Source organism: Streptomyces sp. NPDC102451 (assembly GCF_044765485.1).
GTDB lineage: Bacteria > Actinomycetota > Actinomycetes > Streptomycetales > Streptomycetaceae > Streptomyces.
Genome location: NZ_JBIWKD010000002.1, coordinates 579,326 through 593,928 on the forward strand (window position 1 = coordinate 579,326; position 14,603 = coordinate 593,928).

Annotated in this window: 14 protein-coding genes; 7 read left to right on the forward strand and 7 right to left on the reverse strand. The window is 71.3% G+C overall.

Annotation, left to right across the window (positions count from 1 at the left end; all coding sequences use genetic code 11):
* Window positions 1-16 precede the first annotated feature (16 nt).
* Window positions 17-712 (reverse strand): response regulator, encoded by a 696-nt coding sequence (locus ACIRD8_RS06070; RefSeq protein ID WP_403986753.1) that lies wholly within the window; start codon window positions 710-712, stop codon window positions 17-19.
* 216 nt (window positions 713-928) lie between these two features.
* On the opposite strand from ACIRD8_RS06070, the gene ACIRD8_RS06075 reads away from it, so the two are divergent.
* From ACIRD8_RS06075 to ACIRD8_RS06085, 3 genes are all read left to right on the forward strand, one after another.
* The gene (locus tag ACIRD8_RS06075; protein ID WP_403986756.1) at window positions 929-2,659 is read left to right on the forward strand and encodes a GAF domain-containing protein; all 1,731 of its coding nucleotides are present in this window, start codon (window positions 929-931) and stop codon (window positions 2,657-2,659) included.
* A 112-nt stretch (window positions 2,660-2,771) separates the two neighbouring features.
* A complete protein-coding gene (locus tag ACIRD8_RS06080; protein WP_403986759.1) occupies window positions 2,772-3,677 on the forward strand; it encodes a universal stress protein in 906 nt (301 codons plus the stop codon).
* Window positions 3,674-4,330 carry a CBS domain-containing protein gene (locus ACIRD8_RS06085; protein ID WP_403986762.1) on the forward strand — a complete coding sequence of 219 codons (657 nt, stop codon included), beginning with the start codon at window positions 3,674-3,676 and terminating at the stop codon, window positions 4,328-4,330. Before ACIRD8_RS06080 ends, ACIRD8_RS06085 begins: the two co-directional genes overlap by 4 nt.
* Before the next feature lie 35 nt (window positions 4,331-4,365).
* On the opposite strand, the gene ACIRD8_RS06090 is transcribed toward ACIRD8_RS06085, so the two are convergent.
* The gene (locus tag ACIRD8_RS06090) at window positions 4,366-4,821 is read right to left on the reverse strand and encodes a universal stress protein (protein WP_403986765.1); all 456 of its coding nucleotides are present in this window, start codon (window positions 4,819-4,821) and stop codon (window positions 4,366-4,368) included.
* A gap of 194 nt (window positions 4,822-5,015) precedes the next feature.
* Here ACIRD8_RS06090 and ACIRD8_RS06095 point away from each other — a divergent pair, with 194 nt between their 5' ends.
* Window positions 5,016-5,705: a helix-turn-helix domain-containing protein gene (locus ACIRD8_RS06095; protein WP_403986768.1), complete on the forward strand. Its 690-nt coding sequence runs from the start codon at window positions 5,016-5,018 to the stop codon at window positions 5,703-5,705.
* Between the two features lie 93 nt (window positions 5,706-5,798).
* On the opposite strand, the gene ACIRD8_RS06100 is transcribed toward ACIRD8_RS06095, so the two are convergent.
* Window positions 5,799-6,794, reverse strand: coding sequence for an Acg family FMN-binding oxidoreductase (locus tag ACIRD8_RS06100; protein WP_403986771.1), 996 nt, complete (start codon window positions 6,792-6,794; stop codon window positions 5,799-5,801).
* A 24-nt stretch (window positions 6,795-6,818) separates the two neighbouring features.
* Window positions 6,819-8,189, reverse strand: a complete 1,371-nt coding sequence (locus ACIRD8_RS06105) for a nicotinate phosphoribosyltransferase (protein WP_403986774.1) — start codon at window positions 8,187-8,189, stop codon at window positions 6,819-6,821.
* 240 nt (window positions 8,190-8,429) lie between these two features.
* Here ACIRD8_RS06105 and ACIRD8_RS06110 point away from each other — a divergent pair, with 240 nt between their 5' ends.
* Both ACIRD8_RS06110 and ACIRD8_RS06115 read left to right on the forward strand, forming a co-directional pair.
* Entirely contained in the window at window positions 8,430-9,308 is an 879-nt protein-coding gene (locus ACIRD8_RS06110; protein ID WP_403986776.1) for a universal stress protein, read from the forward strand.
* Complete coding sequence (locus ACIRD8_RS06115; protein ID WP_403986779.1) at window positions 9,305-10,162, forward strand: universal stress protein; 858 nt, start codon at window positions 9,305-9,307, stop codon at window positions 10,160-10,162. Before ACIRD8_RS06110 ends, ACIRD8_RS06115 begins: the two co-directional genes overlap by 4 nt.
* 53 nt (window positions 10,163-10,215) lie before the next feature.
* On the opposite strand, the gene ACIRD8_RS06120 is transcribed toward ACIRD8_RS06115, so the two are convergent.
* Both ACIRD8_RS06120 and ACIRD8_RS06125 read right to left on the reverse strand, forming a co-directional pair.
* Window positions 10,216-10,866: a CBS domain-containing protein gene (locus ACIRD8_RS06120; protein WP_403986782.1), complete on the reverse strand. Its 651-nt coding sequence runs from the start codon at window positions 10,864-10,866 to the stop codon at window positions 10,216-10,218.
* 72 nt (window positions 10,867-10,938) lie between these two features.
* Window positions 10,939-11,523 (reverse strand): hypothetical protein, encoded by a 585-nt coding sequence (locus tag ACIRD8_RS06125; protein WP_403986785.1) that lies wholly within the window; start codon window positions 11,521-11,523, stop codon window positions 10,939-10,941.
* 430 nt (window positions 11,524-11,953) lie between these two features.
* Here ACIRD8_RS06125 and ACIRD8_RS06130 point away from each other — a divergent pair, with 430 nt between their 5' ends.
* On the forward strand, window positions 11,954-12,985 hold the full coding sequence (locus tag ACIRD8_RS06130) for an alcohol dehydrogenase catalytic domain-containing protein (RefSeq protein ID WP_403986788.1): 1,032 nt from the start codon (window positions 11,954-11,956) through the stop codon (window positions 12,983-12,985).
* Window positions 12,986-13,036: 51 nt separating this feature from the next.
* On the opposite strand, the gene ACIRD8_RS06135 is transcribed toward ACIRD8_RS06130, so the two are convergent.
* Window positions 13,037-14,380: an exo-alpha-sialidase gene (locus ACIRD8_RS06135; RefSeq protein WP_403986791.1), complete on the reverse strand. Its 1,344-nt coding sequence runs from the start codon at window positions 14,378-14,380 to the stop codon at window positions 13,037-13,039.
* Window positions 14,381-14,603 lie beyond the last annotated feature (223 nt).

Genomic DNA, 14,603 nt, shown 5'->3' on the forward strand with positions numbered 1-14,603 from the left:
AGGGGCCGACGGCGGTTCAGCCGTCCGTCCGCTCCTGGTCCTGGGCCTGTGTCGCGATGACCGCGGCCTGCACCCTGCGCTCCACCCCCAGCTTCGCCAGCACCCGGGAGATGTGGTTCTTGACCGTCTTCTCGGACAGGTAGAGCCGCTTGCTGATCTGCCGGTTGGTGAGGCCCTCGCCGATGAGGTCCAGGACGGCCCTTTCGCGCTCGGACAGGACGGACAGCCGTTCGTCCCCCTCCGGGTGCGTCTGTGCGGGGGCACGGAGCGAGCGCATGAGCTGCGCCGTGGTCGCAGGGTCCAGCATCGACTGCCCGGCGGCGACCGTCCGCACCGCCGCCACGAGATCGACCCCCTTGATCTCCTTGAGCACATAGCCCGCGGCGCCCGCCATGATGGAGTCGAGGAGCGCCTCCTCCTCGTCGAACGAGGTCAGCATGAGGCAGGCAAGATCAGGCAGGCGCGAACGCAGCTCCCGGCAGACGGTGATCCCGTCGCCGTCCGGCAGCCGGACGTCCAGTACGGCGACATCGGGCCGCAGAGCCGGCCCGCGAGCGATGGCCTGCTGCGCGGTCGCCGCCTCGCCCACCACCGAGAGATCCGGTTCGGAGTCCAGCAGGTCGCGCAGGCCGCAGCGCACGACTTCGTGGTCGTCCAGCACGAACACCCGGGTGGGTTCGTCCCCGGGGGTACCGGCCGGTGTGTCGGTCATCGCTGGCCCCTGTGCTCGTAGCGCCCCTCCCGAGGCGCTGTCCGCGGTCGCAGAGCCAGTATCCCTCCGTGGAGCCGGTCCGGCCTCGGAGAGAGGATTCCGCAGGTCACAGCCAGGGGAAGCTGGGCCCGACCTGTGGGAGGGCGCGGCTTCACGCCGTCGGCCATACGGTGGTACGGGAGGCGTTCAGCACGCCGTCACAGGAGGTTGCTTGTCGTGAGCGAAGGCGATCCGGCCGCCGGGCTGAGCACCGCCGAGGTGCTGGGCCGGCTCCAGTCCCGCGTGGACGCCGCCCGTGGCTCCCGGGACCGGATCCACAGTCTCCTGGAGGCGGTCCTGTCCGTCGGCCGCGAGCTGGAGCTCTCGCAGGTGCTGCGCCGCATCGTCGAGGAAGCCACCGTTCTCGTGGACGCCGAATACGGGGCCCTCGGTGTGGTCGGCGAGGGGAACACGCTCTCGGAGTTCATACCGGTGGGTGTGAGTGACGAGCAGTGGGCCGCGATAGGCACACTGCCCGTGGGGCACGGGCTGCTGGGCGAGCTGATCCGCCACCCCGAACCCCTCCGGCTGGCAGAGCTGTCCGAGCATCCGGCGTCGTACGGCCTTCCACCGCACCATCCCCAGATGCATTCCTTCCTGGGTGTCCCGATCCGGGTGCGGGGACAGGTGTTCGGCAATATTTATCTCACGCAGAAACGCGGTGCCGCCGAGTTCGACGCGGAGGACGAATCGGTGCTGCTGACGCTGGCGGTCGCCGCGGGCATCGCCATCGAGAACTCGCGGCTCTACGAGGAGTCCCGCCGCCGTGAACGCTGGCTGGCCGCGGGCTCCGAGGTCACCAACAGCCTGTTGTCCGGCTGCCCCCGGGCCGAGGTGATGGCCCTGATCCTCGAGCACGCCGGCGCGAACGTCCCCGCGGACCTGGCCATGATCGCGGTGCCCGTGGAGGGGGCCGGCAAGCTGCGGATCGTTCTGGCCACGGGCGACGACGGGGAACGGCATCACGGGGCGTTCGTACCGACGCCGGACGGATACCTCGGAGCGGCCTTCGCGCATCCGGGGCCGTCCGAGAGCTCCGACATCGAAAGCGATCCGCGCAGCGAGGGGGACACCGCACGATGGGCCGGCTTCGGGCCGGCGGTGGCGGTGCCCATCGGATCGGGAACCGTCGTACGCGGCGTACTCCTGCTGACCCGGAGGAAGAAGAGTCTGCCGTTCTCGGCCGAGGAGTCGGAGTCCTTGACGGCCTTCGCCCACCAGGCGTCGCTGGCCATGGAACTGGCCGAACGCCGCCAGGACGCCGAACGTACGGCTCTGCTGGAGGACCGGGACCGCATCGCGCGTGACCTGCACGACCTGGCGATCCAACGGCTGTTCGCCACCGGTATGACCCTGCAGAGCGCACAACGGTTCGTGACCCACCCGCAGGCCGAGCAGCGCCTCCGCAGGGCGGTGGACGACCTGGACACGACCATCAAGATCATCCGCTCCACCATCTTCGGTCTCCGCACCCACGGGACGGCGGGCACGGGCCCGTCGGGTCTGCGCAGCCGCATCGCGCAGGCCGTCGAAGCGTCCACCGTGCCCCTCGGCTTTCCGCCCGCACTGCGTGTCGAGGGGCTCGTGGAGACCCAGGTCCCGGGGCCCCTCGCCGATCATGTGGTGGCGGTGCTCGTCGAGACACTGAGCAACGCCGCGCGGTACGCACGGGCCGACTCGGTCGACGTACATCTGCACAGCACGTCCGGGCGGCTCACCCTGACGGTCACCGACAACGGCGTGGGCATCCCCGAGGACGCCGGGTTCAGCGGGCTGCACAACCTCGAAGAACGTGCCGGGGAAGCGGGGGGCAGCCTCGAGATCAGCACACCGGCGGGCGGCGGCACCCGAGTGACGTGGTCGGCCCCCCTGACGCCCGAGAGCGGTACGGACCTGCCCCCGCAGTGACCGCGCGCCGGGGCCGCCCGGGCATCTGTGGGGCCCGGTCGGCCCTGTCGCACGGAGAGACGCCGATGGGACGGTGGCGACAGTGGCAAGCAGGAAAGGGCAGGTGAGATCGATGTCGTCTCCACCCATGGTCGTCGGTGTGGACGGGAGCGAGTCCAGTCTCCTCGCCGCGGACTGGGCAGCCGACGAAGCGCTGCTCCACGGATCGTCCCTGCGCATCGTGTACGCCTCCTTGTGGCAGCGCTACGAGGGTGCCGCCCCCGCGGCCGGTCTCTCGCGTCCGGACGAGCAGGTGATGGCCGAGAACATCGTCGGCTCCACCGCCGAACGCATCCGCCGTCGTACGCCGGATCTGCACGTCACGACGCAGGTGCTGCCGGAAGAGGCGGCCGGCGCGTTGCTGAGACAGGGCGACGATGCGTTCGCCCTGGTCACCGGCTCGCGTGGGCGGGGCGAGATCGTCGGGCTGCTTCTCGGATCGGTGAGTCTGGCCGTCGCCGCCGGAGCTTCCTGCCCGGTTTTCGTCGTACGGGGTGACAAGGCCGGCGTGGGCGGGGAGCACGGGCGGATCGTCCTCGGCGTGGGCGACACCGATGTCGGCTCGCCGGCCGTGCGGTTCGCTTTCGACGAGGCACGGCTGCGGGGGTGCGAGCTGGACGTGGTGCGTGCCTGGCGCTGTCCCTCCCACGAGACCGCTGACCATCCGCTCCTCGCCGGCGGCCCCGCACACGAGCACGAGGCCCAGGCGTCCTCCCTGCTCGACGAGGTGCTGGCGGCCCCGGTCCGCGACCACCCGGACGTCGCGGTGCGGCGAGTCACCGCGGAGGGTCCGGCGCGGAAGGTCCTCCTCGGAGTGTCCTCCGCGGCCGACCTGCTGATCGTCGGAGCACGGCGGCGGCAGAGCCACTTCGGTATGCAGCTCGGCAGGGTCGCGCACACGGTCCTGCATCACGCGGTGTGCCCGGTGGCTGTGGTTCCTCGCGGTGGCGAGAGCGTTTCGGAAGGACCGACGCCATGACTCGTCGATCACCTCACCGCGTGGGCGACGTGATGACACGGACGGTCGTCGCGGTGGGTCTTGACGCACGCTTCAAGGAGATCGTGACCGCCATCGATCAGTGGCAGGTGGCCGCCGTACCCGTCCTCGAAGGGGAGGGGCGGGTCGTGGGGGTGGTCTCCGAGGCGGACCTGCTGCCGAAGGAGGAACTGCGCGGGGAGGAAGCGACCATGATCGGCCAGAGCGAGCGCCTGACGGACTACGCCAAGGCCGGTGCCCTGACCGCCCGGGATCTCATGTCCTCTCCCGCCGTCACCGTCCCCGCGGACGCGACGCTCCCCGAGGCCGCCCGGCTCATGGCCCGGCACAGGATCAAGCGCCTCCCGGTCGTCGACGGGCAGGGAGTCCTCAAAGGCATCGTGAGCCGTGCGGACCTGCTCAAGGTGTTTCTGCGTACGGACGAGGAGATCGCCGACGAAGTGCGGCAGGAAGTGGTCGACCGTCTCTTCCCGGTCTCACGCCGGAGCATCGGCGTCGATGTGACCGAAGGACGCGTGGCGATCACCGGAACCGTCCGGGACGCCGCACTGATCCCCGTGGCCGAGCGGCTGGCCAGGGCGGTGGAGGGCGTGGTGGACGCGACGTGTCACCTCGACGCTCCCGGGGAAGCCTGAAGCGGTCCCGGGGAGGCCTGCGGCGCGGCCGCCCCTCAGCCGGCTTCCCGGGCGTCGGCGCGGACGACGACCACGGGGCATTTGGCATGCTGAGCGCACCGCTGGCTCACGGAGCCCAGCATGGCCCGTGCGAAGCCGCCCCGCCCCCTGTTGCCCACGACCAGCAGCTCCGCCCCTTCGGAGGCCCTCACCAGGACTTCGGACGGATCACCGCGGACCAGGAATTCGTGCACCTCGGCGGGCTTGACTTCGCCGAACACCGCACGGATCCCCTCGGCGAAGCGGAGCCGGGCCCGCTCCAGGTCGAAGCCGGCCTCCGTGGCAGGGCCGGCCCAGCCGATCTCCGAGGGCGTGTCCCAGGCGCACACCGCCTCGACGACGGCGCCGGTGAGCTGTGCGTGCTGCGCCGCCCACCGAAGGGCCTCCTCGGAGGCGCCGGAGCCGTCGACCCCGACCACGACGCGGGGGGTGACTTCCGTATCGCTGCCCATGACCGCCTCATCGCTCGTACGAGTACATCTCCGTCCACAGTGCCCGGGCTCCCGGGGCCACGCCAGCCGAACACGGCCGTGGTGCGGTGCCGCTCATCCGTACCTAGCGTGAACTGACGGCGGTTCTCCCGCACGGCCCTCGCAGGCCCGGGACTGCCCACCGCGCCGTACAGACAGCAGGAAGGTGAACCGACATGGCCGACCGACCGCAGAAGGACCCACAGGAGGCCGGTGCCCCGGCGGTGGGCGACATCGGCAGACGTGTCGCGGCGCGCCGCGAGTATCTGGGCCTGTCCCGCAGGGACCTGGCGCTCCGCACCGCTTCCGCCCCCGGGTACATCGAGTACGTGGAGACGAAGCCGGGTTCCCACGGAATGGGCTTCATGGTGCGCCTGGCCAACGCGCTCGAAACGACGGTGGACGAACTCACCGGAGGGACGGTCGACCTGCCACCGGGCGTGGGCCGAGCGGCCTACCACCCGGAGCTGGTGGAACTCGGCCAGGAGGAGTGCTGGAAGCTGCTCGGGACCCACGGAGTGGGCCGGGTGGTCGTCACCGACGGGCAGGGCCCGGCGGTCTTTCCCGTCAATTACGTCTCCACCGGGGAGGCGATCGCCTACAGGACCTCGGCCGGCTCCGGCCCGGCGGACGCGGCCGGCCACGAGACCGCCTTCGAGGTGGATCACATCGACGAGGCCTTCAGCCGGGGATGGAGCGTGCTGGTCGTCGGTGAGGCCCGGGCCGTCACCGATCCGGAGACCGTCCAGCGGTTCGAGGCGGCACACACGGTGCCCACCCCCTGGGCCGGCGGGGAGCGGGACCTGTGGATCGTGGTGACACCCGGCAAGGTGACCGGGCGCCGCATCGTGGTCCGCGACCACTGACGCCGTTCGCCGGCGCCGGCAGCGTCCGCCCGCGCCCGGCCGGCCCAGGCCCCGGGACAGCCCCCGCGGCCCGGGCACGCCGATGAGACAGGCCTACGGCAGAGCCGTCGGGGCGATCTCGAGCACCTCGCTCACCGCGCGGCGAGGGGTCGGCGGGACCGCGGGGCCGTAGCCCAGTCGCAGGAGCATCTGAGGGAACGCCGACGCCGTGGGCGCGTGAGGGTCCCGCAGGAGCCAGCGCAGGTCGGGTCGTTCCAGTGCCTGGGAGTTCAGGGAGGTGGACAGCCCGTCCAGCGTCGCCTGCAGGAGCACCCGCTCCAGGGCCTGGCCGGCGAGCAGCCAGTCCTGGGCACGGTCCTGAGGCGTTCCGAGCACCGCGAGGCAGGGGGACTGCTCGAACACCGCCGACCGGCGGTGGGGGACCGGGCGCCCCGCGGCGAAGTCCCGCACCGGTGCCCGGCCACCGTGCGACCGCGGGCCGAAGGCCGAGGCCGGGATCCCGTCGGAGCCACCGGCTCCGGTGCCCGTCCACCGGGCGATCTCGTCGCGGACCTCGGGCGACAGCGACTCGTCCTGCTCGGCCTCCCTTGCCACGTCGATCACCGAATCCACCTCCCATTCGCCGAGAACGGACATGTTCGCGCCCTCGGACCGTGCCGCAGCCATCAGGCCGTCGAGCAGCGCCTCGGGAACCGGCTCGTCCGTGAAGGGCTCCCGACTGCTGTGCCGGCGGTCGATCGCCGGGTGGAGAGCGGAGATCGGGTCGCGCTCCTCGTCCTCGGCGAACGACGCGGTGGCGACCAGCGTGGGATCGGCCGGGTCGGGCAGCAGCCGGACGCGCGTCGACCATCCGGCGTGCGCGCCCGCCACCCGGAGATTGAACAGTGCGGCGCCACAGCTGATGTGCATGCCACGGTCGGACGGATCCGTGCGGGGCATGGAACGCGCCGTATCCACGCGCAGCTGGAGAAGGCTCGTCGCCGGAACGTAACGGAACCTCCAAGGCTGGGCGTTGTGCATCGACGGTGCCATGGTGGCGGCGTCGACCCATGCGGTGACTGATGCGACATCAGCGCTTCGAGCAGGCATCAGGGGCTCCCTTCCCTCGACCGGTCACCCGGAACGCCGGTTCCGGAGTGTGCGCACACGACGTCGTTCCTCGACGCCCTCCTCCAAGCGGCGACGTACCTGCGACGTCAGTGCCGAGAGCCGGGCGGAGACCGCGGGAACAGGTGGCTGCGGGTCCTGGATCCGGCGCGCGTGCTGCGGGACGGCGGCCAGGTCCTCGACGAACCGGTCGTGCGCCGCGGCGAGCGTGTCCGGTGCGCCGGTGCGGCGCCCCGCCGACATGACTCTGCGCAACAACGGCTCCCGGCCCCCGGTCACTTCCTCGTCGGCCAGGGTGATCACATCGTCCACGCCGTCCGCACGCAGGACCTGCTTGCGTCCGGGCGCGGTCACCTTGGAGGCGGAGAGCTTCATGACCGGACGGCCGTCGTACTCGACCAGCTTGTAGGCGGAGTCCAGATACGGTGCGTCGGCCGAGGTGCCCACCTTGGTGCCGACGGCGTACACATCGATGGGGGCTCCGGAACGCACCAGGTGGTCGACGCGGTACTCGTCGAGACCACCACTCGCGATGACGGCGACATCCGGCAGCCCCGCCCCGTCCAGGATCGCGCGGGACCGGCGGGCGAGCTCCGCCAGGTCACCGCTGTCGAGCCGGACCGCGGAACCGGGCCCCCGCCGCAGGGTGTTCAGCACACGGGCCGCGGTGACCACGCCCTCCGCCGTGTCGTAGGTGTCGACCAGGAAGGTGACCGGCCCGGCACGGCTCCGTGCGAACGCCTGGAACGCGGCCTCCTCGTCGCCGAACGCCTCGATGTACGAATGCGCCATGGTGCCGGAAGCGGGCAACCCCCACCGGACGGAGGCGGCCACGTTGCTGGTGCCGGCGAAGCCCACCATCGCGCCCAGCCGCGCCGTCTGCATCCCTGCCTCCGGCCCGTGCCCGCGGCGCAGGGAGAAATCGACGACGGGGCGGCCGGCGGCGGCGAGCACACACCGTGCCGCCTTGGAGGCCACGGCCGTCTGGTGGCTGACCTGGCTCAGCAGCCAGGTCTCCACGAGCTGCGCCTGGGGCAGAGGGGCGGTGACCTCGAGCAGGGGCTCTCCGGGCAGAACGATCCGTCCTTCCGGCACGGCTCTGACCTCACCGTCGAAGCCGAGGCCGACGAGAGAGCGGGCATCGCCCGGCGGACACCCGAGAGCCGCCGCGAAGTCCCCGGCGTCGTCCGAGGTGACGCGGAAGCCGGTCAGGAAGTCGAGCACCGGCTCCAGCCCCGCGCTCACCAGGAAGCCGCGTCCGGGAGGCAGATCACGTACGAAGAGGCTGAACGTGGCGTCCTTCGTCATGCCCTCCCGCAGGTAGGAGAGGGCCATCGATGCCTCGTAGAGATCCGTGACCGTGGCATGCGACGACATGGCGCTCACCGCTTCTTCCCGGGTGACGGGGCCGCCGGCCCGGACCGGCGGCCTCCGCGTACCTGACCAGCGTTTCCCGGAGCGGCACCGACGTGAAGGGCCGAGTGGGGCAGGTTCGGGAATCCGCGCCACAGGGGTGTTCAGGGACCTTCGGCCCCTGGACGTGACCGCCGTGGCCCTGCCGTCCGCGCGCCGCCGACGGCACCGTGAGAAACGAGCACATGTGGATGAGGAGCGGATATGAGCACCGAGGGACAGGTCCTCGTGGGTATCGACGGTTCGGCCCACGCCACGTCGGCCGCTTTGTGGGCCGCGGCCCAGGCCGACGCGAGCCGGCAGCCGCTGTGCGTCCTGTACGCGGGCGATATCGACCGGATCTCCAGATTCGCCTCCTTCGAAACGGTTGAGAGCGTCCGCGGAAAGGGGCATGAACTGCTCGACGAGACCGCTGCGGCGGTGCGGGAGCACTTTCCCTCCCTCGACATCACCGGAAGGCTCAGCCGCAGGGAGCCGGTCTCGGCTCTGCACGAGGCAGCCGGCCCGAAGGACCGCATCGTCGTGGGGAGCCGGGGGCGTGGCGGCTTCGGCGCGCTCATGCTCGGATCCGTCGGTCTCGGGGTCGCGGCGGGAGCCACCGTTCCGGTCGTGGTCGTGCGCGGCGAGTCCACCTGGTCGAGGACCGAGCGTGTCACGGCGGCGGTTCGGGGCGCCACGGACAGGGACTGGCTGGGGGCCGCAGCGCGTGAGGCGCGGCTGCGGGGAGCGAGCCTGCACCTCCTGGGAGTCAGGAGCATCCTGGCGCGGGCGGTCGGCACGGCGCGCCTGCCCGACGAGGGGGAAGTCGCCGACGGCCGGAGCGCACAGCAGATGCAGGACGTCGCTGCGAGCCTCCGTGAGGCGTTCCCCGGGACAGCCGTCTCCGCCGAGGTGGAGACAGGCAGATCCGCGGCGGCCGTACTCGTGGAGGCGAGCCGTCGCTGCGATCTCATGGTCGTGGGAGGACGCCGGGAGCAGGACCACGTGAGCGCAGGGCCGGGCCGTGTCGCCCACGCCTTGCTGCACCACTCCCACTGCCCGGTCGAGATCGTGCCCCGGGGCGGCACCGAGGAGGTAACGTGACGGCCTTCGACGGCGGCCGGCAGATAGTGGTCGGCATAGACCCGCTGGACCCCTCGGTGCCCACGCTGGCCTGGGCTGCGGACGAAGCGGACCGCAGAAGCCTGCCGCTGCGGCTGGTGCTCGCGGTCCCGCCGGTGCACGACACCCAGCACGTGGACTCGTCGCCGCACCACATCTCCCTGCAGGCACAGGGCCGTGAAGCACTGGCCGCCGCGAGCGAAACGGTCTTCCGCCTCACGCCCGAGGCGCACGTGGTGACCGAACTCGTCGACGGGCAGCCCGCAGTGGTGCTCTGCCGGCGCACGACCGACCCCACCCGCTTGATCGTGGTCGGTTCACGGAGACTCGGCTACGCGGCGGAGGTCCTCAGCACCCGTTCGGTGGCAGCACCTCTCAGCGCACAGGCGCACTGCCCCGTCGTCGTCGTGCGATCACCCGAGCACACGGCGCAGCGGCCCGCTCAGCTGATCGTCGGGGTGGACGGGAGCGAGTCCTCTCGTAAGGCTGTGCGCTTCGCGTTCGAGGAGGCAGACCTGCGGCACGCCTCGGTCCACGCGGTATGGGTGTGGCCGCGCCCCGTCATCCAGGCGGCGGGAGAGACAGGGCGGGAAGAGCGCACGCGTCTCCTCGCGGACATGGTCGCCGAGAGTTCCGCACGGTACCCGGACGTCGGCACGACACAGGAAGTGCGCCGGGGGCATCCCGTGGAGGAGCTCGCTCGGGCCTCTTCGGCCGCGCTTGCCGTCGTCGTCGGTAGGCGCGGCCACGGTGGCTACACAGGCATGCGACTCGGCTCGGTGGTCCACGGCCTCCTGCACCGGGCCGAATGCCCGGTGATCACCGTTCCCCGGTGACCCCGCAGCAACACGCTTCCGACGGGCCGACTAGGAGCCCCGACCGCAGCCGACTAGGAGCCCCGACGGGCCTCGTGGTCGCCGAGGTCGAGGCGGATGTCCACGACGCCCTCCACCGCCCGCACGGCGCGCGCCACGAGCGGGACCAGCGCCCGGTCGGAGAGAGCTCCGCCCAGCGTCACCACCCCGTCGGCGACCTGTACGCCGATAACGGAGGCGGCAGGGAGCTCGGACAGCACGGTGCGCGCCTCGGCGGCGATGTCCTCGTCGGAACGCAGAAAGACCTTGAGCAGGTCACCCCTGCTGATGATGCCTTGCAGCAGTCCACCGCTGTCGACCACCGGCAGGCGCTTGACCTGTCGTCGCGCCATGATCCGTGCCGCTTCGGCAACGGTGGCGTCCGCGTGCACGGTGACGGCCGGGGTCGACATGAGCTGCTCCGCGTACAGCGCGTCGGCCTTGGCGCTGTCCGCGAACGGGCGGTCGCCCGGTGCGGAGTCGCCGGTGGGACGGTTCTCCTCCTTGGGCAGGAGGTCCGCTTCCGAGACCACCCCGATGACACGCCCCTCGCCGGCGAGGACGGGCAGGGCACTCACCTTCCACTCGTTCAGGAGTCTGACGATGTCCTTGTACGAGGCCCGGCTGCCTACGGCAACCGCGGTATGCGTCATCAGGTCGCTCACGGTGTGAGGCGAGGTCGTCATCACTGGCTCCCCTGGTAGGGCACGCTCCTCGGCAGGGCGTGCGCGGGCCGGCCCCGCGTCGTCGGTCGAGGCTCAGACACGTCGACTCCATTCCGGTTCCACCCTGCTCCACTCCGTCTCCCAGCCGGCCGTGCGCCGCCGGTTGCACGCCACTCGGATCGCCAGCCCGGCCAGTGCACCGGCGCCGACGGTGACGGCCGCGATGCCCCCGCCCTGCACCAGTGCCTCGGCCCACACCTCGCGGTCGCCGCGAGGCGCGGAGGTGACGCGGCCCCGGTGATCCAGCCAGAGGTTCGTCCGCTCCCCGCGCTCGGTCCCAGGGGCGACCATGGCCTTCCCCGTGGCGTGACGGCCGGTGGCATCGGTCCAGCGGACCGGTACCGGGACGCGTTCGGAACGTCCCGACTCGTCCGCCCAGGGCGACGACGTGGCGGCGTCACGCAGGACCAGGGCGCGTACGAGATGCCGGTCGGCGCGCTGTTCGGCGGCGACCGACCGTTCGTGCTCGAAGGCGGCCCAGCCGTGTGCCACGCCGATGGCCGAGGCACACACCAGAACCAGGGTGGAAAGGAGAAGGAGGAGCCGGACCTCGAGGACGTCGATCCCCCGGCGCAGAGGATGCGTACGCCACCGCCGGCTTCCGATCGCTGCGTACATGAGGTCACAGCCTTTCGGGCCATGCACGGTCTCGGCGGCCACCCCGCTGACCGTTCCGCTGTAGCGGTCATCGGCCCTTGGGATCCGAACGGCGGTCGCCCGGTATCGAGTCTCCGCACGCCCACGAGGACGTAGAAGGGCCGTCCGACGCACATGGGAGGGCCGACCGGTCCCTCGTGAATGCCCCGGCCGGTGGCGGCATCGCGTCGTCGCTGTCGGACAGGGGACCGAATGTCCCGGTGGACTACCCCTTCCGTCTCTCGAAAGGGCTGCCTCGCGGACGGAGACTGAAGTCGCGGGGGCGCAGACCGAGAAGGAGATCTTCAGCGGCGGGATACAGCGGGATACGGCGGTATACGGAGGGCCCTCGGTGCCCCGAGGTGCCGCCAGCGGCGTACGGCCGGCCGGCGTGGGAGAGGGAGTGAGCACGGTGCACGCATTCGTTTATCACGGCCCCGGCGAGGGACACTGGGAATCCGTGGAGGACCCGAAGATCGAGCACCCTGCCGACGCGCTGGTGAGGATCGAGGCGGCCACGGTCTGTGTCGGTGACCTGCACGTGTTGCGAGGAGACATCGGTGGTGTGAAGCCGGGTACGGTCCTGGGGCACGAAGCCGTCGGCGAGATCATGGAAGTCGGGCCCGAGGTGCACGCCGTGGTTCCGGGGGACGAAGTGATCCTCTCGTCCATCTCCGCCTGCGGTCAGTGCCTGCAGTGCAGGGAAGGCGCGTACGGCCAGTGCACGCAGGGTGGCGGGTGGCTTCTGGGGCACGAAGTGAACGGCACCCAGGCGGAATTCGTCCGTGTCCCTTTCGCGGACCATTCGACCCACAAGCTGCCCTACACCCTGGACAGGAGTACCGCCGTCCTGTTCTCCGAAGTACTGCCCGCCGCCTTCGAGCTCGGCGTGCGCAACGGGAAAGTCCGTCCCGGCGCCGTGGTCGTCGTGGTGGGGGCAGGGCCCGTCGGCCTGGCCGCTCTGGTCGTTGCCGGCATCTTCACCCCTGCCCGAGTCGTCGCGGTCGACCTGTCACCCCGCCGCCTGGAGATCGCCACCGGTCTGGGAGCCGATGCCGCGGAGCTTCCCGGCCGGCTCATAGCGGAGCTGTCGGAGGGCCCCGGGGCGGATGTGGTCATCGAAGCGGCGGGGAGCCCCGACAGTTTCACCCTGTGCACCAGAGCCGTGCGTTCCGGTGGTCACATCGCCAACATCGGTATGCACGATTCCTCGGTCACCCTGCATCTCGAGAACCTGTGGCGCAAGAACGTCACCATCAGTACCGGCCAGGTCGACACGGCGTCCACGCACTGGCTCCTCGAGACGCTCACGCCCACGCACATGGAGCGCCTCTCGCGGCTCATCACCGGGACACTGGGCTTCGCGCGGACGAGTGACGCCTACGAGGCCCTCACCACCGCCGTCGACACGGGCGCGTTGAGGACGGTCCTCCAGCCGATGTAGGCGCCGCCCAGTCCCCGGCGGCGCCCCCGCACCGTGCGGAGCCGGTCCCCGCTACGGCAGGTCCCCGGTCGCGAAGTACGCCCTGCACACCGTCCCGTCGAAGTCGGTGGCGACCTGCAGCACCTGCCTGCCGTCCGTCGAGGGCAGCAGCGGTGAGCTGTAGTTCTGGCAGTAGTTCACCTCCGGGTCCGGCACGGTCACTGGTGCGGCGATGGCGGACCAAGCCCCTTCGCCGTTACGTGAGTTGGTCAGGAGGGTACGACCGCTGCCGGCGGCGGGCGTGCCGTCCCGGTTCAGCAGGCGCTGCCCGACGAGCAGGATGCGTCCGTCGGAGCCGCCGCCCGGCGTCGGTGCCCAGGCGATGGTGGGAGCGGCGCGGAAGTAACGGCCGTCGGCGGTCTCGGGCCGGATGCCGAGCCAGGCGGGGTCTCCCCAGTCCCAGCCGTCGGCGGAGGTCCGGTAGTGCACCACGCACTGGTACTGCCCGCCGGGATTGCAGATCTCGTAACTCATGAAGTACGTGCCGTTCGGCAGCTGCCGGACCACTGGCATGCCCGGCCGGTCGGGCTCCCAGCCGCTCGCCACGGTGCTGTGGTGCCCTTCCCAGTGCACACCGTCGTAACTGCGTGCGGCGACGAGTTTCTGACTGTGCGCGGGGTCGGTCTCGTCGGCGTAGTGGCAGACCAGCGCGCCGTCGGCGGCCACCGAGAACTCCGGTTCCCACAAGCCGCCCGTCCCGCCCGCGACGGCACACGACGACAGGTAGGACCAGCTGGCCCCGACGTCGTCACTCCGCCAGATCCGCAGCGCCATGCGGCGGTCGTCCTCGTCCTGGCCGGCGGCGGAGGCCCACAGCAGTGTGCCGGCCCGCAGCGCGCCCACCTGTCGTGGCAGCTCGAACAGGGTGGTGCAGCAGAGGCCCTGGCCGGCCGCGGACTCCGGATCGGCGACTCTGCCGACCTCGTGGAAGGTCCTCCCCGAGTCGGTGCTCCCGTGAATGGCGCCGATGCCGTTGTTGCCGTCGAAGGTGACGACGCTCGTCAGGACACGCCCGTTCGCCGCGCCGTTGTGCGCGAGGCGGATGGCCCGGGGGTACAGGCCCGTACCGTCCCGTAACGGGGTTCCGGTTGCCATGGGGGAGGAGACGCCGGACGTGCCGGTGGCCATGGCGGACGGTGCGTCGGACGTGCCGGTGGCCATGGCGGAGGGCGCGTCGGACGTGCCGGTGGCCGTGGCGGAGGTGGTCAGCAGGCTCAGCACGCCGGTCAGGGCGAGCACGAAGACCTGTAGCCGGCGGCTGACGTATCGCCGCCCGGGCCTGCGGCGAGCGGTGAGGTTCTGGACGGGGCCGGTGCCGCGGCGCCGGCCGAAGGCATGCGAAAGAGGCAGGATCACGGTCGTGTTCCCTCCGGTTCGGTCGATTGCGCGTCAGGCTAGAACTGCATGTACATCGATGTAAATAGACGTGACGTCAGCCGTCGGACCGGCGCGGAACGGGTACGGGGCCGGACGCGCGCAGCGCTCCCGCCTGTCCGCCCCGGTCCACTCCCTCGCCGCGCGCTGTTCCTCCTGATGTCCCTGTTGCGCTCTGGCGCCTCCCACCAAGCCCGGTCATGCT